The sequence below is a fragment of the Candidatus Viridilinea mediisalina genome, assembly GCF_002532535.1.
Classification (GTDB): Bacteria; Chloroflexota; Chloroflexia; order Chloroflexales; family Chloroflexaceae; genus Viridilinea; species Viridilinea mediisalina.
Genome location: NZ_NQWI01000070.1, coordinates 1 through 25,210, shown reverse-complemented (window position 1 = coordinate 25,210; position 25,210 = coordinate 1). Strand labels below are relative to the sequence as shown.

Sequence of the window (25,210 nt, the reverse complement as noted above, 5' to 3'; positions counted from 1 at the left end):
TTTGCGCCGTAGGTAGTGCCGACGTTAGTCGGCTTCCCATCGCTGCCAAAGACCTCAGCCGACTAACGTCGGCACTACGATGCCCGCCCATGTACTGTTCAGCATGACAGGCTGCTGGGATACGTAACAACATCTGCTTCCCTAACACCAATTGCCGTTGAATATACCGCATAGCAGATTACGTCAGACCGCATTGCAATGAGGTATACCCTGCTTGTCACTCGCCACTCATCACTCGTAACTGGTACAACGTGGCCACGAACCACACCCACCATTATAGATCATGTCCTCCCTACGGTTCGCTTGGTGCGGTAGAATAGCTATGATAGGTAGTAATACCAATTGCCCTTGAACATGCCGCATGATCAAGAACGCGAAAGCCCATTGGAACGCCATGTTCGGCAATCGGCAATCTACAATCGTAAATGGTATAATACGACAAGGCATAGAGCTATGCAGCAGGATCAGGCTCGTCAGTTGCTTGCGCCCTACCTGCCCATCTGGTTGCGCGAGCGGATTGGCACTCCAGAGTTGCAGCCGGGCTTAGTCTGTTCATGTTCGGCAACTATCTTGCACGCCGATCTGAGTGGCTTTAGCCAGCTTACTGCGGCTTTTGCGCTGATGCCGGATGGGGCTGAACGGTTGCATGAATTGCTGAACCGTTGCTATTCTGCGCTCGTAGAGACTATTCGGGCCTATGATGGTGATGTTGCTTCCATTGCTGGTGATGCGCTCACCGCCTGGTGGCCCCAGCAGGTTGATCTGGAGTGCGCCCAGCGTTGTGCAGCCGCAATGCTCGCAGCGATGGCCGCACTGCCAGTGGCACAAACACCGACTGGTGATGTGCAGTTGCGCTTGCGTATCGGCGTAAGTACAGGTTTAGTTGATGCAATTCTGGCTGGTCTACCACACCACGGTCTCTACTTTGTGCTGACGGGGCCAGCCGTTTTGGCGGCCACCAATGCACAACAGTTGAGAGAGCAAGATGCAGTGCGGGTAGCCCCTGCGTCCAATGAGGCCCATCCGGTGCAGCATTGCTATCCGCTACCAGGGCAACCCTTACAGTGGGAGCATTTTCTCTCGCCAAGTTTTGTGGAACGCTTGCGCTTGGGAGCCTTGATTGCGGAATACCGCTGGACGACGCCAGTCTTTGCGCGCTTTGCGTTGCCGAGCAACCCGGAAGCATTCCACAATCTTGTGGCCCAGGTGCAGGTGGTGGTGCTGCGTTGGGGCGGTTGGTTGAATGAGATCGAGATCGGTGACAAAGGTTCGATCTTTGTGCTACTCTTTGGGGCGCCCATCGCACGCGGCGATGAACCAAGCCGTGCCGTGGGCTGTTGCCTCGAACTCCTTGATCTCGGCTTGATCCTCAAGGCAGGCATTACCCTGGGCTGGCTCTTTGTTGGCGCAGTGGGCTGTGAACAACGGCGGGTCTATACGGCCCAAGGCGACGATATGAATCTGGCGGCGCACCTGATGAGCCTCGCGCCAGTGGGCGAGATCATGGTTTCGGGGCGCATCCGCAGTTTGGTGCAGGATCGCTTTGCCTTCAGCGAACCAACCCACATCGCAGTCAAGGGCCATAGTGAAGGTGTGCCGGTGGCGCGGGTGCTTATGCCGGCCATGCGCTTTGGTGGTATGCAGGATGATTTGCGCTGGGGTAATCGTAACATTGCGCTGGCAAGTACCAAACATGTGGTGGGCCGTGAGGCGCTCCGTGCAGGCATGGCCGCTGCTGCGGCCAGTGCAGCGGCGGGGCGGCGCTCACTGATTCTGCTGGAGGGTGAATCGGGTATTGGCAAGAGTAGTCTCTTGAGTGAACTGCTGGTACATTGGATGCAGAGTGGCCGCCGTGGCTTTAGTGCCGAATGTAATAGTGGTAGTGTCTCAAGTCCACTGGCGGTCTGGCGTTCGATCCTGCTGGCGTTGTGTGGCATTGAAGAACGTATGGCACCACACCTTCAACACCATCGCTTCAACGCTATCCTAGAGCAATTGCCAAAAGAGTTGCAGAACGGGGCCGCCCTGCTGAAGAGCCTCATGGGCTTTGATGAGCAGCGTCATCCGCTTGAAGCTCCACAGCAGTGGCGTACCAAAGATCGGCTCGCCCTTATCCGCCTCACGGCCCAATTGATCAATCAATGCGTAGGGAAAGAACCTCTGTTGATCGTGATTGATGATGTCCACTGGGCCCACGAACTCTCGCTCGAATTGGCCAATGAGTTGATGCGCAGCGGCCCAAGCTACCTCTGTCTTGCGCTCTCGCACCGGCCCCTCGATAGCCGCCTCCCACAAGTCCTCGCTAACCTACGGGCCCAACGCGGCTGCATGTGGGTGACGCTGGGCCGCCTGAGTAGCGACGAGAGCCAGGCGCTGATGTGTGAGCAACTGGGGGCACGCCTGATCAATGCGGAATTGGCCCGCCAAGTGGAACGCCATACCGAGGGGCAACCACTCTTTATCAAGGAGTATTTGCATGAACTATGTCGGCGTAAATTGATCACTATTGAAGATGGTGAGGCGCGTCTACGTGGGCCCGTAGCTGGCATCCAGGTCTCAAGTATGGCCCAGGGGGTTATTCAGGCCCGCGTGGATCGCCTCGATGCGGCTACACGGCTAACGCTCAAAGTGGCAGCGGTCTTGGGCAAGAGCTTTCAGTTGCGCCTGTTGAAGGCAGTGCATCCAGCGCGGCCCACGATGAACACGCTGTTGCAGCAGCTACAGCAATTGGCCGAGTTGCAGATCATTGAACTGGAACTAGATGGCCCCGAGCAGGTCTATCGCTTTAAGCATGGCATTACCCACGAAGTCGCCTACGCGAGCCTCCTCTTTGGACAACGGCGCATGCTCCATGCTGCGGTGGTGCAGCACTACGAGACCTTTCATGCCACAGAGATTGCAACCGGCGCCGCCCCCTTGGCGGTCTACGATGTCCTGATTGCCCATCTTGGACCAGCGGAAGATTGGTCGGCCCAGGCGCACTACTGCCACATTGCGGCCCGCCTTGCGGCCCGTCAGTTTGCTACAGCTTTGGCCCTCCACTACATTGATCAGGCGCTGGCTATTATTCCTGCACCAACAACCCGCGTGAAGTTGCTGCTCTTACGCATCGCGGTGAATGAACGGGCCGGTAGCTATGCCAATTTAGCCGAAGACCTCAATCAACTTAACGCACTATCAGCAGTTGATGATCACCAACTCTATACGAGCTACCGTGCCTATTTTCGCTTGCGCCTACTACTCGCCAGCGGTCATGAGCTGCGGGTCGCCCATATTGCTCCCGCGTTGCGCCAGCAACTGCAACGACGGATGCGCCATTGCACTACGGCTGAACAAGCCCAACTAGCGCTCTTACGGCTCGCCTGTAATGCAACCTATGCCGCCGCCCTTGTGGTGATTGGTGTCCACAAGCGGGCGCAACGGCTGCTGATGCATACCCTTGAGCAGTGCCATATGGCCCACGGTGAAGCCCTACTGCTTACGCCAATTGCAATTGCGGCATACTGTTATGATCAGTTGGGCAGCATAGAACTTGCGGCCAACTGCCCCGACCAAGCGCTCAACTATCATAGTGAATCGTTGGCCCTTGGACGGCAGAGCGACGATTGGAGCGCAGAAGCGCGGGCGCGGGTGGGGCGCGGGTGGGCCTTTTTAGCCCACAATAATCTCGCCGATGCCGAGTTGGAAGCACGGGCTAGCCTAGCAACCAGTAGCGCAATCCATGATCGGAGTGGGCAGGCTGCAGCCTTGCGCCTCTTAGCCGCCATGAGTGCCGCCGCTGGCGACCTGCTCACAGCAGAGCGCGATGCGCACTACGCCGTCACGATTAGCGCCCGCGCAGGTGCCCGTCTGCTCGAAGCCCAAATCTGGGCCGACATCGCCGACTATTTTGCCGCTCAAGGGCAAAACGAAGCCGCCGTCGGTGCCCGTGAAGAGGCCGCACGGGTGCGGCGCGGGTAGGGGAAAAGAAGAACATTAGCCGATCAACAAAGCCGCCGCTGCTGCATCAAGCATCCAGGTGACCTGGCCAGCGCGTGGGGCCACAAGTTGGGCCGGGGTGTTGTGGGGATCGTGCGGGCCGTGTAGAGCAGCGTAGACTTTAGGAGCTTTATCGCTACCCGCAACAAGCCAGAGGACTTCACGGGCCAGATTGAGCGCATGGGCCGTAAGGGTAACCCGCTCAGGCGGTGGTTTCGGCGCATGTTCCACGGCGGCTACTAGTTGAGTTGGGGGCGCATCCAATTGGGCAAAGCCGGGGAAGAGCGAAGCGGTATGCCCATCAGGGCCCATGCCGAGCAGCACAAGATCAAGTTGCCCCCCGTGGATACTCAACAGCGCCTCCAACTGGCGTTGGTAGAGCATCGCCGCCTGGGGGCCGGGGTAGTAGGTAGCCACCGGAAAAACCTGATCCGCAGGAATCGGCACATGATCCAGCAACGTCTGCCGGGTCAGGTAGTAGTTACTCTCAGGCGCATCAAAAGGCACAAGGCGCTCATCGGCCCAGACAATGCTCAGGCCATGCCATGGCACTTGGCTTCGCAGCGGCTCACTGCAGAGCCAACGGAAGACTCCGGGCGGCAACGAACCACCAGAGAGCGCAACCAAGGCGCGGCCACGCAGCGCGACCGCATCGGCCAAACTACGCGCCACATGTTCTGCCGCCAGCGTCTGGAGCGTTGCACTATCAGGGGTGATGAGCAAGACTACCCAACCTCACGGTAGCGCACGATTTGATCGTGACGTACCACATCAGCCAGATAGAGCCCCCGCTGATCAAAAACCCGCCCCGTGAGCGTAATCTTGCCTACCAGCCGCTGACGGATATCTACAATCGTCTCGCCATCATCACTAACCCACCAGCCAGTTGCTTGGCCGTGGCGATTGAGGATGCAACCAGTCTCTTCGACTATCGCACCATGCAGATCGGGTTTGTTCATGTGCATCATGTTAGCCCTCCCAAAGTATACTGTATGGTAGGGGCCTTCGTCGTTGTGATGTGCTGGCAGCATAGGGCCCACATGGGTCTCAAAAGGGAGGTATGCAAGCGTTTGCAGCCTGTACACCCCCCAAATGGTATCTCCCATTATACACCCATTTCACAAGAAATGTATTGGTAAATGGTAAATAACTGGGGCTACCCTCAGCCGCGCTCAAAAAACTCGTTAGCGCGAAAAAGTCCTGGGCCGCGCCGCTTGGCTTCGACAGGCTCAGCCAGCGGCGCGTTGGATACCAACCCAAGGCTTCTTCGCGCTAACAAAAACTCTCCATTGTTCGGTGTTGGCGGCGAAGCCGCCAACACCGAACAAAAAAACAGGATATGGATATCGATACCCAAAATCTTATTGCCATGTTTGGCATCATTGGCCTCGTGATCATTGGTGGGGCGCTGCTGGCTGGGCCGACGGAGCGGACGGGTTTGCCCGCCTTGGCTATCTTTCTGCTGCTGGGCTTGCTGCTGGGCCCCTATGGCTTGGGGGTGCTTGATATTGCCTTGGATGATCCCTTGCTGCGGGTGGTGGCGACACTCAGTTTGACCCTGGTACTCTTTACCGATGCAATGACGCTCGATCTGGCCGAGATGCGCCAGAATAAGGCGTTAGCCATGCTGCTGCTTGGGCCAGGGACGCTCTTGGCAGCGTTGGGGTTGGGGGCTTTCGCTTGGGGTCTGCTCGGCTTGCCCTTGATCGCGGCGTTGATTCTAGGCGCGGCGGTAGCCTCAACCGATCCCGTCGTGCTGCGCGGCATGCTTCAGGGCAGCGGCATGCCCGAACGCTCCCACCTTGCGCTTCGCCTCGAAAGCGGCATGAACGATGTGTTGCTCTTGCCAATTGTGGTGATCGCGCTCACCTTTGGTGCGGCTGGCGGTAACCCTGGGGCGCTGACGATCATCCAGTTGCTGGTGAGCCTCTTTCTCCTCGGCCCCATCGCAGGGATGCTGGTAGGCTTGAGTGCCGTGCGCCTGCTTATCTGGGTGCGTGACCGCTTCACGGTGCGGCGCGAATATGAGTCGCTCTACGTGATCGGCGTGGCGCTTGCGGCCTTTGCGGCAGCAGAAGCGGTGGGCGGCAGTGGTTTTCTCGCCGCCTTCGCCGCTGGCCTCGTGGTTACGTCGCTTGATGTGGAACTCTGCGACTGCTTTCTGGAATATGGGCGCATTACCGCCGAGATGGCCCTGCTCTTTACCTATGTACTCTTGGGCGTTGCGCCGATTTGGAGTGGCCTGAGTGCCATTACGCCAGCGGTGCTGCTCTTTACCCTGGTGGTACTCTTTGTGCGCCTGCCCATCTTTGCCCTTGCACTAAAGCCGCTCGGCATCCCCATGAGCGAACGCATCGCCTTGGGTTGGTACGGACCGCGTGGTCTCGGCTCGCTGCTGCTCGCCCTACTCGCCATCTTTGCTGATCTGCCCAACGCCGAGCTCGTGGTCGCCCTCGCCAGCCTCAGCGTGCTCGCCTCAGTTGCAACCCAAGGCGGCTGGCCGCTCTGGCGCCGTGCTTGGCGGCGCGGCAGCAAAGCAGCCGCCAGCCCGCCACCCAAACCCGCCCTGCCTGATCGCATCAACATCGAGCAGTTGCGCTTCCATATGCAGCGTGGTGACCCACTCGTGCTGCTTGATGTACGCTCGGCCCAAAGCTACGCCAATAGCCCCACCATGGCCGCAGGAGCATTGCGCCTCACCAATGCCGAACGGGCCATTGCCGACCTACGCGCCCACGGCGTACCCACCAATGCCTGGGTAGTCGCCTACTGCACCTGAACGAACGACGCCAGTAGCGTCCGTGTGACGCTCGCATTACAACAAGCGGGCTGGTTCAATGCTCGCGCCCTCAGCGGCGGCTGGCAAGCCTGGCTCGACGCGGGCCTGCCAACCGTGCCTTCGCAATGATAGTGTATCGCAATTATTGACAGAGTAGTGCATGAGTGATAGTCTATAGCATCTAGGAATGACCTCGCTTGGCGTTCCCCTACCTCCTACCTCCTATCTCCTACCTCCTATCTCCTACCTCCTATCTCCTACCTCCTATCTCCTACCTCCTACCTCCTACCTCCTACCTCCTACCTCCTACCCTCCTACCTCCTAACCCATGTTCCACATTCCCTACAGCGGTCGGCATCATGTCGAACGGCTTCCCGGCGCACCAGCGCTCCAGTTGGAAGGCTTGGTAGCGCGCTATCCTGGCTCCGAGGTGGTGGCACTCCAAGGGGTGCAACTCATACTCCCTGCGGGGGTGCGGGCCGCCCTGGTTGGGCCGAATGGCTCAGGCAAGTCTACGCTCCTCAAGGTTGTCGCCGGACTCCTCCGGCCCCAGGCGGGCAGCATACGCATCTACGGGCAACCAGTGGGCGCGTGTCACCACCGGGTCGCCTACCTGCCCCAGCGCGGCGAGGTGGATTGGCGCTTTCCCGTCACAGTGGAGCGCATGGTGCTGGCGGGGCGTTATGTTCATTTGGGCTGGCTGCGTCAACCGAAGCGGGCCGACCGCGAACAGGTACACATGGTGCTCGAACAGCTCGGCCTCGCCGCCTTGGCCCAGCGCCAGATCAGTCAACTCTCCGGGGGGCAGCAGCAGCGCGCCCTGCTCGCCCGCGCCCTAGTACAAGAGGCCGAACTCCTCCTGCTCGATGAACCACTCAGTGCCGTAGATGCTGCTAGTCGCGCAATCATCGCTGGGGTACTTGATCAGTTGAGTTCCCAAGGCAAAACCGCCCTCGTGGCCACACACCACCTTGATCGGCTTGCTGAAGAGTATGACCATGTATTCGCTTTGGAAGATGGGCTGTTGCGTGATCTGCCCGCCGCGCAGATGAGCTTGGAGTTGGTCTAATATCTATGGTAGATTGGCTCATTGAACCATTTAGCTTCGGGTTTATGCGTACCGGCATGGCTGCTGCGGCGCTAGTCGGGGTGACCTGTGCGGTCATTGGTACCTATGTGGTATTGCGGCGCATGGCCTTCATTGGCGATGCCTTGGCCCATACGGTGCTTCCAGGCTTAGTTGTGGCCTATATGGGTGGCTGGAGCCTCTTTGGGGGCGCGTTGGCCTCTGGCTTACTCACGGCCATCGGCATCGGCTGGGTTTCGCGCCGGGGCGCCGTGCGCGAGGATACAGCAATTGGCGTCATCTTTACCGCCATGTTTGCACTCGGCATCCTGCTCATGAGCCGCCTGCGCTCATTCCGCGACCTGAGCCATGTTCTTTTTGGCAATGTGCTAGGCGTGCGCCCCACCGATCTCATCCAGATTGGCATCATTGCTGCGGGCGTGCTGCTAGTACTCTGGTTGTTGCACAAAGAGCTTGAGCTTACCAGCTATGATCCCAACTACGCCCAGGTGATCGGGCTCAAGGCCGACCGTCTGCGCTTCCTGCTGCTGATTCTCTTGGCCTTCACCGTAGTAACCTGCATCCAGATTGTGGGCGTCATTCTCACCTCAGCCCTCTTGGTCACCCCAGCAGCAGCGGCGGGCCTATTAACCAACCGCCTGCCACGCATGATGCTGCTCGCCTCAATCTTCTCGGTCTGTTCAGCCGCCGTGGGGCTCTACGCATCCTACTATGCGAATGTCGCCTCAGGTGCCGCCATCGTCCTCGCCTGCACCGCATGCTTCGGCGTCGCGTGGTGCATCCACGCCCTGCGCACCCGCTGGGTGACGATGAGCAGCTAAATATAGCCGAAAGACCGAAAATCCGAAAAAGTGCGCTACTAGGTAGATTGTGCGGGCGGCTTTGCCGCCCGCACAATCTACTAGAATATCACAACAGCGCCACATTCCGCTGCTGCATACGCTCGTTCATCCGCCGGTAGAAGATGGTCACAAAGGACGAGATGATCACAATGAAGAGCGAGTAGAGCACCGGGATCAGCGCTAGTTCGTTGGCTATCACGCCGGTGAAACTCAAGAGTACCACCGAGAGCGCCAAAGGGCCATTCTGGATGCCGGTTTCGAGCGAGACGGTGGCGGCGCGGCGGAAGCCAAGCCCAGAGAAGATACTGGTGACAAAGCCAAAGAGGAAGCCCAAGGCCCCAATCCCAATTGCGGCAACGTAGACCTGCCATGGCGTGGTGGCCAAGAGTCCTGCGTTGCGTGGCACCCAGAGCGCAATCAGCGCCAAGATGATCACAACGCCCATGACACCGCCAATCAACTCAAGGACAGCCCCAACATTGGCATTACGTTTACGGATGCTCATGCCAATTAACACCGGGATAAGCATGACCACAAGGCCAGCAATCACACTCCCAATGCCCATGCTGATCTCGCTAGTCATGAAGCGCGAAGCATAGATAAAGAGCGCCAAAGGCGTCATCACAAAGGCGGCCAGCGTAGAGAAGGTGGTCATCGTGACACTCAGCGCCAAATCGCCTTTGGAGAAATAGGCAAAGATGTTGGAGGTGGAGCCGCCGGGCATACTGGCAATCAGGATGAGGCCGACCGCCAAGGGAGGGGGCAGTTGCAGCGTAATTGCCAGGATGAAGCCAATCAGCGGCATGAGCAGATACTGCGAGGCAAAGCCGATCAGAATGGCCTGCGGACGCTTAAAGGCGCGCCGGAAGTCGCGCCAGGTGAGCGAGGAGCCCATGCCGAGCATGATCACGCCGATCATGAGCGCCAAGAGGAGTTGTTCGGTTTCACTGACCATAGGTTATACCAATTCTTGTTGAGTATGCCGCATCATCAATAACGCTAAAGCTGATTGGAACGCCATGTTCGGCAATCTGCAATCTGCGATCAACAATCTGAAATGGCATTACGCTCCTACGCTGCGCGTGGCGAGTTGCTGCTCTTCGTCGCGCAGGGCGCGGCGCAGCACCTTACCCACATTGCTCTTGGGTAGTTCCGTGCGTAGCTCGACCAGTTTAGGCACTTTGTAGGCGGTCAAGTGTTGGCGGCAGTGTGCGCGTACCTGATCAATGGTAATGTTGGTGTTGGGTTTAGGCACAATATAGGCTTTGACCACTTCACCACCATGGATATCGGGCAGGCCGATGACGGCGACCTCATTGACCCCCTCGAGTTTAGCGATGCAGTCTTCCACTTCATTGGGATAGACATTGAAACCACTGACGATAATGAGGTCTTTCTTACGGTCTACGATACGCAAGAAGCCATCATCTTCCCAGACGGCCACATCACCAGTGAGTAGCCAGCCATCGGGCAGCGCTTTGGTCGTCTCATCAGGGCGCTGCCAGTAGCCCAGCATCACCTGGGGGCCACGCACGGCCAATTCGCCCGCTTCAGCACCAATGGCAAGGCCACCATCAGGGTTGACTAGGCGCACCTCGGTGCCAACGACGGGTTGCCCAATGCTACCAGGGCGACTGCCCACAAAGGGATTGAGCGTCACCACAGGCGAACTCTCGGTCAGACCGTAGCCCTCAATCACGGGTGTGCGCGTCACCTGCTGCCAGCGTTCGGCTACCGAAGCGTGGAGGGCGGTGCCACCGGCAATACTGCCCTTGAGGTGGGTAGGCGGATAGTCGCTGAACCACTCCTCGTTGAGCAGCCCATTAAAGAGCGTATTGACACCGGGCACCCAAGAGATCGGATAGTTCTCGAAGGCGCGTTGCAGATTGGAGAGCGGGCGCGGGCTGGCAACAAGGATGTTGCGCGCACCAGTATGGAAAAAGTAGAGCAGGTTGGCCGTAAAGGCGAAGATATGGTAGAGCGGCAGCACCGCGAGGGCGGTCTCTTTACCATGCTCAACATGGCCAGCCACACGATCCTCCACCTGAACCACATTGGCCAACAGATTGCCGTGGGTCAGCATCGCCCCTTTGCTCACCCCGGTAGTACCGCCGGTATACTGAAGGGCAGCGAGGCTCGTGGGGCCAAGCTCAGCCGTATAGCTTGCGAGATCGGCCTTGCCCTCACGCAGCAGCGTAGCCCCTTGCTGCAACGCGGCCAAGCCGGTCGTAACGGGAACAGTGCATGGGGGAATGATCCGATTCCAGTACTGCATAATCTTATGGGCAATAAAGCCCACCAATGCAGGAAAGAGATCAATCACGCGCACCAGCACCACATGCTCAACCTTGGTCTGGGCCAGCACCTCGGGCAACTTATCGGCAAAGAGGTCTACCAACACCAACACGCGTGCGCCGCTATCATTGAGTTGGTGTACCATCTCAGGGACGGTATAGAGCGGGTTGGTATTCACCAGAACACAACCAGCCTTGAGCGTTCCAAAGGCCCACAAGGGATACGAGAGGCTATTGGGCAACTGCACAGCCACACGGTCGCCCGCCTGGAGGCCCAACCCCGCCCGCAGATAGGCGGCAATGTGGTTGCTCAATTCCTCCACTTGGCTAAAACGGAGATTACCAAACATGCCATTGGGGAGCACAGCGGTAAAAGCGTACTGTTGGGTATAGCGGGCACACGTCTGGGTCACCAACTCAGCCACATGGCGAGCTGGGAGCGTCAATGGCGCAGGTGCCTGCGTGGGCGCGACAGTGGCGTAAGTGGTCATTAGTCCTCCAACTCGCTTCCTTGAGAGCGGTGAAACCAACAAGCGCCGCCGGGGGGGTGGGGCGACGTTCGGCACCAAGTTCAGTTTTTCGGTCAGGAAAATGGAGTTTTTCTAGTATAACATAGGTTAAGGTCTAGGTTCAATGGGGGATGTTGGGTAAGTTGAGGGGGGAATTTTTCCTATGGGAAGGCTGTGTTTGGTGTGGCACCGTATGGGATGCCATGCTAAGAAGCTGTCTGAAAAGCCGGGGGGCACACGCTGGAGTGCCGGCTTTAGCCGACTGAAGCCGGTACTCCAACGCCAAACCAACGTCGCTCTTGACGTGGTATAGTGGCTCGTCTACAATCGAAATGTAGGACGCATGCGACGAATGAAGGAGAACCCTTGCCATGCCCACTCCGCCAGAGACGATCTACGGAAGCGCGTACATGCCCACAGACGTGCCGGGGCCGCAGGCGCGGGCCTTGGTTGAGCGCGATGCACAGGTGTTGGCACCCGTGGGGCGCGTCTATCCGCTTGTGGTGGAACGGGCCTTGGGTTGTGAGGTGTGGGATGTGGATGGGCAGCGCTACTTGGATATGAATGCGGGCATTGCGGTCTTGGCCGCAGGCCACTGCCATCCCCGTCTGGTTGAGGTGGCAACGGCCCAATTGAATCGCTTTACCCATATGGCGGGTACCGATTTCTATAATGAGCCGATGGTTCGCGCCGCCGAGAAGTTGGTAAGCCTGATGCCTGGCGGGCAGGATTGGCAGGTCTTCTTTACCAATAGCGGCACCGAAGCGGTTGAGGCGTGTGTCAAGTTGGCCCGTTATGTCACCGGGCGTCAAAATATTATTGGCTTTTACCGTGCCTTCCACGGGCGCTCATATGGCAGCCTGGCCCTAACGGCTTCCAAACCGCGCCAACGGGAGGGCTTCTTCCCGATGCTGCCGGGCAGCTTTCATGCCTTGTACCCCAACTGCGGGCACTGCCCGATCAATCTGCACCACCCTGAATGTGGCTTGGCTTGCCTTGATTTTATTGAACAGACCCTTTTTACCTGTACGACCCCGCCGTCGGAGGTGGCAGCGATTATCATCGAGCCAATCCAGGGTGAAGGGGGCTATGTGGTGCCGCCACTTGGAACCTTGGCCAAGCTGCGTGAACTCTGTGATCGCCACGGGATTCTGCTGATCTGCGATGAGGTGCAGAGTGGCGTTGGGCGTACCGGCAAGCTGTGGGCCTTTGAGCATGAAGGGATTGTGCCCGATATTGTGGCCTCGGCGAAAGGCTTGGGTGGTGGGCTCCCACTTGGAGCCATGCTTGCCCGCCGTGCATTGGCCAGCCAGTGGAAACCGGGGGCCCACGGCAATACCTATGGTGGCAATGGGCTTACCTGCGCCGTAACCTACGAGTTGCTCTGTATGGTTGAAGAGGAGTTGATGGCCAATGCGGCTCGTGTAGGTGCCCATCTGCTCGCCCAACTCAGCGCGTTGCAGCAGCGCTTCCCCGTGATTGGCGCGGTACGCGGGCGCGGCTTGATGCTTGGGGTCGAGTTGATTGACCCCGCCAGCGGCGCTCCTGCAAGTGAATTGGCCAATAGGCTTATGGTTGAAGCCTTCCGCAAAGGGCTACTGATCTTAACCTGTGGCACCTCGACCATCCGCTTCTGCCCGCCCCTGATCTTAACCCAAGCCCAAGCCGATGAGGCGGTTGAACGCTTTGCGCTCGCGCTTGAGGCTCTATGTTAGCTTTGGGAAGGTTTCAGAAAGCGGAAGACTGCTTTACAATGTTGCGAGGATGCGTGAGGCGAAGAGGCGAGGACTTCGCGTCCTCGCGTCCTCGCAAACTACTGTAAAGTCGCCACGAACCATCCCTTTGGTATAAAAACCCGCTTTGGGGCTACGCCCCAAATCCCGTTTTTTGTTCCGTGTTGGCGGCGAAGCCGCCAACACGGAACAAAAAGAGCTTTTTTGATGGAAATGAAAGGATCGTCTTTGTGAATGGCAAGGTTTGTCTGGTAACTGGCGCAAGTTCGGGGATTGGTCAAGTAGCAGCCCTTGAATTGGCGCGTATGGGGGCAACGGTGGTGCTGCTCGTCCGCAATCGTCAGCGTGGTGAAGCGGCACGGCAGGCAATGATTGGCCAAACGGGCAATCCGAATGTTGATCTGCTGGTTGCCGATTTTGCAGCGCTCGACACCGTGCGCCAAGCCGCAACCGAGTTCCTCGGTCGCTACCAACGGCTTGATGTCCTCCTCAATAATGCGGGCGTCTATGTGAGCGAGCGGCGCCTCAGTGCTGATGGCTTTGAGTTGACCTTTGCGGTCAACCACCTAGCACCCTTTCTGCTGACAAACCTGCTGTTGGATTGTATGCAAGCAACTGGGGCTGCGCGGGTTGTGACCGTTTCGTCGGGAGCGCATATGGCCGGTAGTGCCAAGTTTAACGATGTGCGTGCCGAGCGCGGTTACAATGGCTTTCGCGCCTATGCCGATTCCAAACTGGCAAATGTCCTCTTTACCTACGAATTGGCCCGCCGCCTTGAGCATACCAACGTCACCGCCAATTGTCTGCATCCTGGCGGCGTGCGTACCAATTTTGCGGCTGATGCCACCGGACTCTTCCGCGTCTTGTTCAACCTCGCTCGCCCATTGATGCTGAGCCCAGAACAGGGGGCGCAAACCTCAATCTACCTCGCAAGCTCGCCCGAAGTAGCCGGGGTGAATGGCAAATACTTTGCTAATTGCCGGGCGCAGACCAGTTCACCTAGCTCTTATGATCATACCGTCCAAGGGCAACTCTGGGAGCTTAGTGAGCAGCTCTGTAGTGGTAAAGCGGTAAAGCGGTAGCGAGAGTCCTATCCCTGTGAACAAGCAGAGGTACAGAGTATTTCACCACAGAGGCACCGAGAACACAGAGTTTTTGATGGAGAATGGCAATCACAGTGCTGGTTGTGCAATCCACCGCTCTGTGTCCTCGGTGTCTCTGTGGTGCAAATCTCTGTATCTCTTCACAACCTCTCCCCTATGATCACTTCGTCCCATCCTCAGGGCGCACGTTGATCACCCTGATCTGCGTATCACCTGCCAGCAGACTGAGGGTGGTAGTGACTAACGAGATCACGAGGCCGCCCCAAAAGGCGGGCCAGAAGCCGGTAATATGGAAACTGATGCCCAATTGGTCGGCAAGTGCTGAGGTGAGACCCAACAGCAATGCGTTGATCACCAACCCAAAGAGCCCCAAGGTCAAGATCACAAGCGGACAGGTTAGCAGCAGAATGAGTGGGCGCAGTAATGCATTGAGCAGTCCAAAGACAAGCGCAACAATGCCGATGTGCCAGCCAGGGCCGCTAAACTGAATCCCCGGTACTAACCAGACCGCCGCGAAGATGCCGAGCGAACTGATCAGCCAACGCAGCAAGAGCCGTTGCCAATCAGGGCGGGGCGGGGACGGCGGCGGGTATGGTGTCTGCGATGGGTCTTGCATAGCTTCTCCTTTTGCGCCATGGCGCACCGACTGCTACCTGTATGATACTATAATGTTGGCTTGGGTGAACCATGTTCACCCAAGCCAACATACGCTGTTCTCCTGTTCTCTGTTCTCCTGTTCTCCCGTTCTCCCGTTCTCCTGTTCTCCGTTCTCCTGTTCTCCTGTTCTCTGTTCTCCTGTTCTCCTGTTCTCCTGTTCTCCCGTTCTCTGTTCTCCCGTTCTCTGTTCTCCTGTTCTCTGTTCTCCTGTTCTTCTGTTCTCCTGTTCTCCTGTTCTCTACTATGACAGCAATGCTCTTTGATCGTGTGCAGCAGCACGCCGCTGCCGATGGCAAAGCGGCCTATTTTCGACTTCATCGCTACCGTTTCGCTGCAATGCTTCAGGCGATGCAGGGTTCTGCGCCCGGCAGCACGGTGCTGGAGGTTGGGGTTACGCCTGGCCACTTTACGCAGTTGTTGGTCGAGTCGGGCTACCGCGTGCGTGGGGTAGACCTCGATCCCACCAAGCGCCAAGCGCTTTGGGATCGGCTAGGGGTCGAGGTGCGCGCTGCGAACCTTGAGCGCGAGGCGCTACCTTTTGATGCTGACAGCTTCGATTGGGTGGTCTTCTCTGAGGTGATCGAACACCTCGTCTACTCGCCTCTGCCGGTTCTACGCGAGTTTGCGCGGGTGTTGCGCCCCGGGGGCCGCCTGTTGCTTACAACTCCCAATGAGCTCTATTTGAAGAGCCGCTTGCGTACAATTGTGCGCGCCATGCTCTGGATGAGCCTGCATACCCGTGCGGAGTTCCGTGAGCAGATGTTGCTTGAAGGGAGTGCCCGTTACACCACCCACGCCCGTACCTACACGATGGGCGAACTGACCTGGCTGGTTGAGCAGGCCGGGCTGCGGGTGGTGCAGCGTCGCTATGAAGCTCCCTGGGAGCGCGTTGGCCTTGAGGCTGAACGCCTACGTACCCATACGCTGCGCGTACTGGCCAAAGGCGCATTTGCCGCCCTCACTGCCGCCGTGCCGCCGAGCCGCTCGATGCTGCTGCTGGTGGCCGAACGGTAATGCTACGCTACGAGCTGCACGACAACATCGAACAACCCGCCCGCTCACGCGCCCAATCAGGCCGCCGGGCGGCTAGATCATTCGCTTCTGGTTGCTCGGCATAGGGCTGCCGTAAGACCTGCATGAGCCGCTGCAATGCACTCATATCGCCCTGCTCGGCCCGATCAATTGCCATCTGCGTCAAGTAGTTGCGCGGCACAAAACGCGGGTTGTGCTGGTTCATGCGTGTTCGCCGCTGCTCAGGGCTCAGATCGTCGGTCCGTAGCCGGGCGGCATAGCGCTCTAACCAAGCCTGCAGCGCCGGGCCATGCTGCGCCAGTTTCTCCTCGTTGTAGAAAGCCTCAGCCAATGGCTCTAGGTTTGGGGCCTCAAGTTCAAGCTCGGCCAGCGCCCGAAACCAGATTGTCAGATCAATCTCTGCCTGCTGCATCAGCGCAAAAAGGTCGCGTGCCAAAGGCAGATCGCGCTCATCAAAGTGCATGAGGCCCAACTTCGCCCCCGTCATCGCCCGATTAGCCTCATGGTAGACGGTCGCATAATGTTCTAAGCCCGCCTCAAGTGGGCTCGTGTCCTCAAAGAGCGGCATCAGGGCATGGGCCAGGCATGCAAGGTTCCATTGGGCGATCTGCGGCTGGTAGCCAAAACGGTACCGCCGGCCTTCCGCATCGGTCGTGTTGGGGGTCCAATTGAAATCAAGGTTGTCAATCCAACCATACGGCCCATAATCAATCGTGAGGCCCAGAATGGACATGTTGTCGGTGTTCATCACCCCATGCACAAAGCCGACCCGCATCCAGTGGGCGAGGAGCAGCGCCGTGCGTTCGCAGACATTCATGAACCAGGCGGCTCGCCGGCTTGTCGGCTCGCCTTCAAGCTCTGGGAAGTCGCGTGCAAGCGTAAAATCAACCAGCTTGGTAAGCGTCGCAAGATCGTTGCGCGCCGCAAAGATCTCAAAGTTGCCAAAGCGGATGAATGAGGGCGCAACGCGGCAGACCACTGCGCCTGGTTCGGGGCGCGCATTGCCGTCGTAGAACATATCGCGCAGCACTGTTTCGCCCGTTGCGACGAGGCTCAAGGCCCGTGTGGTTGGTACGCCTAAATGGTGCATCGCCTCACTACAGACAAACTCGCGCAGCGATGAGCGCAAGACCGCCCGCCCATCGGCGTGGCGCGCATAGGGCGTGCGGCCTGCCCCCTTGAGTTGCAATTCCCAGCGTTGCCCATCAACGCCCAGCACCTCACCCAAGCTGATTGCACGCCCATCACCCAACTGCCCAGCCCACTGCCCAAACTGGTGGCCGCCATAGCATGCGGCGTAGGGCTGCATGCCCGGCAGCAGCCGGTTGCCCCCAAAGACGGCAGCAAATTCAGGCGTCTGAACATCTTCGGCATCCCAGCCCAGCAAGGCCGCCACCTCAGGCGCATAGGCCAACACCTGTGGAGCCTGCACCGGCGTTGGCTTCACCGGCGACCAACACGCCCCCACGACCTGGCGCGGACGTGGATCGTGCAGCGCATCGCCTGGTAGCTCGTTCACAAAGCGGTTATCGAAGTGCAAGGGTTTCATAAGTTTCTCCTTATGTAATTGTACCACAAGCCCCCTTGCACACTCGCGCAGAACACGGTACCTTTTGACTATTGAGCCAAATCAGCCCCTACGCCTATAATAAGTGTTAGCAAGCATAGAACGTGCGGAGGTGGATCATGCACCGCTTAAGGAAAAAACGAGGACAATCATTAGTTGAAATGGCGTTGGTATTGCCCATCCTCCTCGTCGTGATCTTTGGGATCATCGAGTTTGGCTGGCTCGTCTTTGCCTACTCAACCCTCTCGCAATCGGTGCGAAACGGGGCGGAAGTGGCGGCCCAATTGCCACCCTACGAAGAATGGATGAATCTGGCAATTAGCCCCAATCGTCCCGATAATTACCCTGGCATTGATCGTGATGATTGCTACAACGCAGTCCTCCGCGCCATGCAAGGTCAGTTGACGCTGATTGGCGACGGGGCGAACAATCAGGCTAATCTGGCCACCTTCGTCACTATTCGCTACCCCTATGGCGGCCAAACGCGCAACTTGAGCGACCGTGGGCCCATCGAGATTAGTGTCGAGTATCCCGTCAATGGTCTTACGCCGCTCTTTAGCCTGATTGGCTTGGACGAAGGCGTGATGATGCGCGTGACGCAACGCCGCTCGCTCGAAAACTTGGGGCGTGACCCCACCCGTCCCCAGGGTGTTGCCTGTGCCCGTGATGTCCAAGAGTGGCAGGAGTTGCGCCGCCCGACTGGTGAGGATCAAGAGCAGGATCCCTAGTGTTTGGAGAGGAGCTTCATGATGCAACAAGTACCGAAACATAAGTCTCCCGCCCAGGCGCTGGTGGAGTTTGCCCTCGCTGCAACGCTGCTCTTCTTTTTGCTCGCAGCAGTGATCGATCTAGGTCTGATCTACTTCACCATGCAGGCCCTGCGGGTCGCCGCTCAAGAGGGCGCAACCTACGGCAGTTATCCCCTCGTAGAAACAAACTCCCAAGGACGGATCACCAACATGCGGATTGACTATGGCGAGGTGGTCTATCGTGTCTATGGGGCCGCTGGGATGCGCGGGGGCGGGTTCGCTGATCTGCGTGATCTCAATAGTGATGGGGTTGATGACCTGGCTCAGGGTTTGCACAACAACATGGCTACCGATCCCGAGGCCTATATCTACATTGAGAACCTTGCGGGCTTTGATCCAGAGGATTTGTTCGATGTTGGTTGTCGCGGAGATCTCTCCGGGCAAGGACTTCAGGCTGGTGGGCGTGGTTGTTGGATTAGGGTTACGGTGCGGTATGACTACGAGTTTCTCTTCCCCTTTGCGCCTGGCTTTAGCGATACAGTACAGCTACGCGCCTCGCACTTAACCCCCATGCGGAGTACGGTCTTTACCTCTGCGCAGTAGTATGGATGGAGGACTTCAATGGAACGCAGAATGAAGCAGCGGCGTGCGCCGGGTCAAAGCCTCCCGCTCATCGCCCTGATGATCTTGGTACTGGTGGCTATGGTCGGTCTGTCGGTTGATGTTGGTAATACCTTTAATGAAGAGCGTCGCGCCGTTGCGGCGGCCAATGCGGCCTCCCTCGCTGCGATGAACCAGGTGATTCGTGCGGGTGCGCTCGATACGAACCAGGTGGTCTATAACTCCATCGTGAGTTCGCTACGCTCCAATGGGATCGATGTGGCCCCCCACGGCCAGACCCCTACGGGCAACCAGATGGTGCTACGCGCCTTCTACCTCGATCCCCAGGGCCGTCTGCTCGATGGCATGCCTGAGATTTTGCCAATTGCGGTTGATATTCCCAACAATGTTGGTTTTATCCAGGTGACCCTCAGTGGCGATGTGGATACCTACTTCGCTCGTGTGGTTGGGCGCAATGATCTGCCTATTGGCGCTACCGCCTACGCGGGCCAGTGTTCGATGGGTCAGGGCGTCTATCCGATTATGGTCTACCAGGGTAATATTGATGGTGACCAGATGCGTAAGCCCAATCCGCCCGATGCCAATAACGACGGCATTATTGATGATGGCTGGCGGGTGATCAACTCCGGCCCCCACGCTGGTAGAACCGCACGCTGGGTTTATAACACCGAGAGCGCTGCGCCAGGGAGCTTTGCTTTTGTTCGCTGGCTGAGTCATCCAAGCAACAATAACTCTCCCACGCTTGCTGAGAGCCTAAGAGGCGAAGGTAATCTCTCAATGGGCTTTGAAGAAGCGCCGTATCCTAGCAGTGACCCTCCCAGCGACTACCCTTCACGTCCTGGTGAACTCAATGAGGGTGACTGGGTGCATAGCTCTGCTGGTCTAATGGCTAGCGTTGCACCTGTGATTCAGTCTCATGTTGATGCAGGCACGATCATGACCTTGCCCATCTATGATCGCGTGTCTGGTCAGGGTCAAAATGTCGTCTTCCGGGTGGTTAGTTTTGGACGCTTTGTCATTCTAAATTGGCACACGCAGGGCCAACACTCCTACTTTGATATGGTCTACCTCGGCCCAGCAACCCAGAGTACCGTAGCCTGCCAGTTTAGTGCTGTGCCTATTCCCGATGATGACTGCTGTGAACTCTGGGGCGATATCTCCTTCTGGCCTGAGTACCAGATCATCCCCAATGAGAGCCAGCCCATCCAGTATATCGTTGTGCTTGATGTCTCCGGTTCCATGAGCGCCAACTTCAACGGTCAGTGTGATAACAGTAATCCGCCGCTACGCAATCCGCAGTTGGTCGGTCAGCCCTCACACTTCCGCCAATGCACCAATGGCCCCATGTATATCTCTGCCGTTGACGGCTCCCAGGTGCCGGGGCTTACCGAGGTGACGGGCACCGGGCCCACGTGGTTCTGGCGCGAACCAACCGAGCGTCGTATCTACGTCGCCAAGCATGCGATTGAGGCCATGATCCGTGAACTCTACATGCCCGGCAATCCGCGCTACGACAACAACCCCGGCCTCTATCCGCCCGACCAGTTTGGCCTCGTGGTCTTCCACCATGAATCCAATCCTGGTGATGCCCTCACCTTTGCGAATGGTTCGCGTTTTACCAGTGACCCGGCTGATGCCATTCAACGGGTGATCGGCTACCGCAATGGCATCAATGATGACTATCGCGTGCAGGGTGGTACCAACGCTGCGGCTGGCCTCTACCGGGCCTGGCTCACCTTCCAGAGTATGCCTGATCGCGTCTACCATGAAGCCACTGCACGCTACTACGACTACAAGCGTGTGGTCATCTTCGTCACCGACGGCGTCTCGAACCAGTTTCTTGACAAGAACAATAGTACCCTGCGTCATGGCCAGAGTACGAGCGCTACCTTCTCGGCCAATTCGCGGGTCTTCGATGAGAATGGCCAGCAGATCGCCGGCTTCGATTGGGAGCGCTGCCGTGCCTTGGGAAGCCTCGTCATTGAGGATGGTATCTGCCAGACGACCCTTGGTGGTGGTTTGCACGATGGCCGTGATCGCCCGATCACCGAGGCGATCCAGGTCAGTAATGAATACCTCAAGGCCAATGGGATTGAAGTCTTCGCCTTGGCGCTCTCCACCCTGCCCGAGACCGGTCTGAGTTCGGGTATTCCTTCTAGCCCGCAGCACTACCGTGCAGCCGCCAATCTGGAGCGCAACCCTGATGGCTCGACCAACGTTGATGGGATTATGCGTACCTTCCAGAGCATTGTTGAGGACGGACGCTGCCAGCGGGGTCTCGATCCTGCCCCCATCACCAGCTTCGATGCCTCCCGTTTCCGCCCCATCTCGCTGATGACTGGTGGGAGCCTCTCCTTCCCCAACGTTGGCCAGGTGACCGTCCACAACTCGGTGACCGACCAATCCTTCACCACCTTTATCCGCATTGACCAAGACGGCCAGTTGCGCTACCGCTTCGCCGAGCGCATCCCGCCGGGGCTCTACACCCTCGACGCGACCCTCTTCTACGTCAACCCCAACGAGCCCCAGGGTACCGGCGGCCCCGCCCGGGCCTATGGTACAATCTGGACAGGTGCCAGTGAGGTGCCCCAGATTACCGTCGAGGTCGCCAACCGCACCAGTGCGGGCAGCCTTGTCCCCTCCACACGCGCCAATCTTGACCTGCGCCTCTCGGGCGATGTCTGTGCGGCGAACTAGGAGCTATTGTCAGAGAACCTAAACGTTCTGTCCTGGGAGGGCCCGGCCCTCCCATCTCCTTCCTCGTTTAGGAGTAAGGGAGCCGGACCACGGGATCTGCCCCCCCGTTGTCCGGCTTTTGTTTTGGAGGTTACTACCTATGTTAGCGTTTACAACCGTCCGTACCCTTGTTTGGCGCTTTAGGCGCTTGTTTGCTTTTGGCTTGGCGCTCCTGCTCGTTGTTGCGCTCATCCCCCAGGTGGCAGTGCGCGCTGACCAAGAAGTGGTCAGGCAAAATCTCGATGATGAAGATGTGGTGAGTCAACCCCTCGATGATACGGCCAATGAGTTTGCCTCAGGTCTAGGCGTCTCGTTGCAGCGTGTGGTGGTGAGCAACGATGGTGGCGACGTGCCTGGCGATGAGCCTGGCGCTGTGGTTCTGGCTCCGATTGGCCAGATGCGCCCCTGGACAAGCTTTGGCAATCTGCCAGCCGCCCGCACCAACCACGGCGTGGTTGCGCTGGGTCGCCATATCTTTGTGATTGCCGGCGCCGCTCCGCTCGAAGATCAGTTTGATGATGATGGGGTAGCGACGCCCGCAAGTTTTACCGATTCGGTCTTTTCGGTCAATGTCAACCCGATCTTAGGTGGCTTTGAAGCCGCTCCTGGGGCGCCCGAGGGGACAACATGGGCTAATACCCCACTGGTGACGGGTGAATTGATTCCTCAACAGCTTGGTTGTGTTGCACCTGTTCAGGGTTCGCGCCGCTCTGATGTGGCCACAGCCAGCCTGCTGACCGCCACCCAACCCGTGCCCGGCACCACCTACAGCAATGCCAGTGGCTTCATCTATGTGGTTGGCGGGCGTGTCGACTCCTTTAGTGCCTGTGGCTATATTGCGTCTACCCCCCAGGTGCAGATTGGCCGCGTCGAGAATGGACGCATTACCGGGTGGACCACCAACCCGGCCCATAATCTGCCCCGCATTCCTGGTGTTACGACGGCCTTTGTCCCTGGCGTACAGGGTGCCCAGGCGGTGGTGGTGCGCCGCGACAACCGCGTCTTCCTCTATGTGCTGGGGGGGAGCACGGTTAATGTCAGTGATGGTTCTGGCCGTCTCTCTGATGCGGTCTTTTTTACCGAGATCAATCCGAGCAATGGCCAACTGCGCCACCCCGATGGCCAGACCGGTTCGATCTGGAAACTCAATCCTACCCCCATGCCTACGGCGCTCTTTGACCATGCCGCCGTCTGGTCGCGGGCAACGGGCCAAACCGGCGCGATGCGCGATGGTATCTTTGTGACGGGTGGTTTTACCAACATGAGCCGTACCGCCCTCAACCCACGGGTCTACTTGGCCGAAGTGGCCTCCAACGGCGTCCTCACGTGGGTAACGCGGCCCGGTGATGGCGACAACAACCAGATCGTGATTGAGGGGCGCTCTGGCTTGGCGGGCTTTGCCTATGGTGGTCAAATCTACTTCTTGGGGGGCAGTACCGCTACGGCTGGTGCCGCCCGTAACGCCGAACAGAGCGTCTTTGCCGGTAGCCATAATGGCCAACTGCGGCTCTTGAGACTGTTTGATGATGGTGGCGATAGCCGCGAATACTTCCTCAACAATCAAGCGCCGATTGTGCCCGATTCGCTGCGCCTCGCCTATTCAGGCGTAGCGGTGGTTCCCGCTGCGCCACGGCTGCCCGGTGATGGGCCAGCCGCTGAGGTCAATGCCGCGTGGGCCTTTGCTCTTGGCGGCAGTACCGACCAAGGCCAGCCCGCAACGCGCATCCACCGCACCGCCCTGGGTGGCGACGATAGCGCTGCCAGTTTGCGCTCGACTGAGGGTTGGTACTACTCCGCCTTCTATGATGTGCGCCTGAGTAATGAAGATGGCGAAGATGATCTTGCCCGCATCCTCGCGGTCAATTGGATGACCTCGATTAGCCGCACGGGGCCAAATAGTAACCCCAATGCCGATCTGATCATCGAATTCCGCGCCACCCGCCGGGTCTGTACTGCAGATTTCGCCTTTGAGGGGGTTGAATGGCGGGCGCTGGATGGCGACCCCGATTCTGAGTTCTCTTCAAGGAGTGGCGTCAACGCTGTTACCCTGCGCGAAGCCTTTGGCGATGAGGATAGCGAAGAGTTTGATGTCTCCTGCTTGCAGTACCGCGTCTACCTTAGCCAGAATGGTACCATTGACGGTGCCCCGCGTCCGGCGGCGAATCCGGGTGGTACGCCCCGTCTACTCAATGTAGGCCTGCTCACACGGCGGCCAGGCGGGCGCGACCTCTTCATCACCAAGTTTGAGATCAACCAAAACGCACAGGGCCAGGTCAACTACTTTGATCTACGGATCAAGAACGAATACCGAGATCCTGAGCGTACTTCGCAAACCGCCGGGGTGCAAGAGTTCTTTGTGATTCTCTGTGTAGCCTATGCCCCGCTTGAGCAGCAACGGCCCACCTTGACTGTCCCAAGCCTACCGGCGGAACATGATGGCAGTTGGCGTGTGCCCTGTGCCCCCGTCTACCGCTTGATCAGAGGCGACCAAGTAGCCCCCGGTGAGGAGGTGTTTGTTAATGGTGGTTGGCGTGCCAACTTTGATAACCATCTGCTCTTACCAACGATCCTGGCGGGGAATCAACTGACCAACAACGACATCCGTTCGCTCTTTAGTCGGGCCGGCCACTATGAGGTTGCGGCGATCATTGATCCCTTCAGTACGATTGATGAGGAGAATATTGCCAACAATATGGGCTTCCAGACGAGTACTGAACCGATCATTCGCAGCTTTACGGTGCCAAGGATCGTGATTGCGGCCACGGCGACCCCGACGGCGACGCCTGATCCCAACGCGCCACCGACGGCGACACCGACAAGAACCCCGACGGCGACCCCCACAGCGACGCCTGATCCCAATGCGCCACCCACCGCCACACCCGACCCGAACGCCTCACCCACAGCGACACTAACCGCATCGCCCTTGCCGACCCGCGATCCTAACGTAGTACCCGTTGATCCTGATCGCGATGCCTTTGACGACGACTATGGTGGCTTCGACGACACCCCTGAGATTCCTGGGGGCAATGATACTGACGGTGATCCAGCTCAGCCCAATCTGCCACCTAGCCCCACACCTACGGCGACCCTTGCTGTTACGGTTACACCCACCGCTGATCCTACGCAGCCCGATGAGGGGAATCGCGTCTATTTGCCCCTCGTGAGTCGTTAGTTCTTTTGTGGTTGGGTTGGGGCGGCTGCGCCGCCCCAACCCAACCCTGTCGTTGGGGCTACGTCCCAAACCCGTTTTTGTGTTAGACATGGTTTCAGAAACGGCCTTTCAGCTTTACAGTTGGAGTGCCGACTTTAGTCGGCATCCCATGGCAATCTACGACCCCAGCCGACTAAAGTCGGCACTCCATCGGAGACCAAACTGTAAAGTAACTATGAACCATGTCTTAGCGCGAAACCGCTGGCTGAGCCTGTCGAAGCCACGCGGTGCGCCACCGCACCGCTGGCTGAGCCTGTCGAAGCCACGCGGTGCGCCACCGCACCGCTGGCTGAGCCTGTCGAAGCCACGCAG

At 58.3% G+C, this 25,210-nt stretch carries 17 protein-coding genes; 11 read left to right on the top strand and 6 right to left on the bottom strand.

Annotation, left to right across the window (positions count from 1 at the left end; translation table 11 throughout):
* Positions 1-453: 453 nt before the first annotated feature.
* On the top strand, positions 454-3,960 hold the full coding sequence (locus CJ255_RS14295) for an AAA and adenylate/guanylate cyclase domain-containing protein (protein ID WP_165774719.1): 3,507 nt from the start codon (positions 454-456) through the stop codon (positions 3,958-3,960).
* A 15-nt stretch (positions 3,961-3,975) separates the two neighbouring features.
* On the opposite strand, the gene pgl is transcribed toward CJ255_RS14295, so the two are convergent.
* Entirely contained in the window at positions 3,976-4,701 is a 726-nt protein-coding gene (gene pgl / locus CJ255_RS14290) for a 6-phosphogluconolactonase (RefSeq protein ID WP_097644778.1), read from the bottom strand.
* A 2-nt stretch (positions 4,702-4,703) separates the two neighbouring features.
* A complete protein-coding gene (locus tag CJ255_RS14285) occupies positions 4,704-4,946 on the bottom strand; it encodes a hypothetical protein (protein ID WP_097644777.1) in 243 nt (80 codons plus the stop codon).
* Positions 4,947-5,317: 371 nt separating this feature from the next.
* Between CJ255_RS14285 and CJ255_RS14280 the strand changes: the two genes are divergently transcribed.
* The 3 genes from CJ255_RS14280 (at position 5,318) to CJ255_RS14270 (ending at position 8,665) form a co-directional block, all read left to right on the top strand.
* Positions 5,318-6,757: a cation:proton antiporter domain-containing protein gene (locus CJ255_RS14280; RefSeq protein WP_097644776.1), complete on the top strand. Its 1,440-nt coding sequence runs from the start codon at positions 5,318-5,320 to the stop codon at positions 6,755-6,757.
* Positions 6,758-7,085: 328 nt separating this feature from the next.
* On the top strand, positions 7,086-7,826 hold the full coding sequence (locus CJ255_RS14275) for a metal ABC transporter ATP-binding protein (RefSeq protein ID WP_097644775.1): 741 nt from the start codon (positions 7,086-7,088) through the stop codon (positions 7,824-7,826).
* Positions 7,827-7,831: 5 nt separating this feature from the next.
* Positions 7,832-8,665 carry a metal ABC transporter permease gene (locus CJ255_RS14270; protein WP_097644774.1) on the top strand — a complete coding sequence of 278 codons (834 nt, stop codon included), beginning with the start codon at positions 7,832-7,834 and terminating at the stop codon, positions 8,663-8,665.
* Between the two features lie 88 nt (positions 8,666-8,753).
* Here the strand turns inward: CJ255_RS14270 and CJ255_RS14265 are convergent, their stop codons facing one another.
* The gene (locus tag CJ255_RS14265) at positions 8,754-9,641 is read right to left on the bottom strand and encodes a bile acid:sodium symporter family protein (protein WP_097644773.1); all 888 of its coding nucleotides are present in this window, start codon (positions 9,639-9,641) and stop codon (positions 8,754-8,756) included.
* Between the two features lie 108 nt (positions 9,642-9,749).
* Positions 9,750-11,471, bottom strand: a complete 1,722-nt coding sequence (locus CJ255_RS14260; protein ID WP_097644772.1) for an AMP-binding protein — start codon at positions 11,469-11,471, stop codon at positions 9,750-9,752.
* A 389-nt stretch (positions 11,472-11,860) separates the two neighbouring features.
* On the opposite strand from CJ255_RS14260, the gene CJ255_RS14255 reads away from it, so the two are divergent.
* Positions 11,861-13,204, top strand: a complete 1,344-nt coding sequence (locus tag CJ255_RS14255) for an acetyl ornithine aminotransferase family protein (protein WP_097644771.1) — start codon at positions 11,861-11,863, stop codon at positions 13,202-13,204.
* Positions 13,205-13,452: 248 nt separating this feature from the next.
* The gene (locus CJ255_RS14250; protein ID WP_097644770.1) at positions 13,453-14,304 is read left to right on the top strand and encodes an SDR family oxidoreductase; all 852 of its coding nucleotides are present in this window, start codon (positions 13,453-13,455) and stop codon (positions 14,302-14,304) included.
* 181 nt (positions 14,305-14,485) lie between these two features.
* Here the strand turns inward: CJ255_RS14250 and CJ255_RS14245 are convergent, their stop codons facing one another.
* Positions 14,486-14,941: a phage holin family protein gene (locus tag CJ255_RS14245; protein ID WP_097644769.1), complete on the bottom strand. Its 456-nt coding sequence runs from the start codon at positions 14,939-14,941 to the stop codon at positions 14,486-14,488.
* A 284-nt stretch (positions 14,942-15,225) separates the two neighbouring features.
* On the opposite strand from CJ255_RS14245, the gene CJ255_RS14240 reads away from it, so the two are divergent.
* Positions 15,226-15,996, top strand: a complete 771-nt coding sequence (locus CJ255_RS14240) for a class I SAM-dependent methyltransferase (RefSeq protein ID WP_097644768.1) — start codon at positions 15,226-15,228, stop codon at positions 15,994-15,996.
* Positions 15,997-16,003: 7 nt separating this feature from the next.
* On the opposite strand, the gene CJ255_RS14235 is transcribed toward CJ255_RS14240, so the two are convergent.
* A complete protein-coding gene (locus CJ255_RS14235) occupies positions 16,004-17,563 on the bottom strand; it encodes a protein adenylyltransferase SelO (protein WP_097644767.1) in 1,560 nt (519 codons plus the stop codon).
* 137 nt (positions 17,564-17,700) lie between these two features.
* Here CJ255_RS14235 and CJ255_RS14230 point away from each other — a divergent pair, with 137 nt between their 5' ends.
* From CJ255_RS14230 to CJ255_RS14215, 4 genes are all read left to right on the top strand, one after another.
* On the top strand, positions 17,701-18,309 hold the full coding sequence (locus CJ255_RS14230) for a TadE/TadG family type IV pilus assembly protein (protein ID WP_097644766.1): 609 nt from the start codon (positions 17,701-17,703) through the stop codon (positions 18,307-18,309).
* Positions 18,310-18,327: 18 nt separating this feature from the next.
* Positions 18,328-18,933: a TadE/TadG family type IV pilus assembly protein gene (locus CJ255_RS14225; RefSeq protein ID WP_165774717.1), complete on the top strand. Its 606-nt coding sequence runs from the start codon at positions 18,328-18,330 to the stop codon at positions 18,931-18,933.
* Positions 18,934-18,951: 18 nt separating this feature from the next.
* Positions 18,952-21,648 carry a pilus assembly protein TadG-related protein gene (locus CJ255_RS14220; protein WP_097644764.1) on the top strand — a complete coding sequence of 899 codons (2,697 nt, stop codon included), beginning with the start codon at positions 18,952-18,954 and terminating at the stop codon, positions 21,646-21,648.
* A gap of 139 nt (positions 21,649-21,787) precedes the next feature.
* Positions 21,788-24,859 (top strand): Kelch repeat-containing protein, encoded by a 3,072-nt coding sequence (locus CJ255_RS14215; RefSeq protein WP_097644763.1) that lies wholly within the window; start codon positions 21,788-21,790, stop codon positions 24,857-24,859.
* Positions 24,860-25,210: the final 351 nt, after the last annotated feature.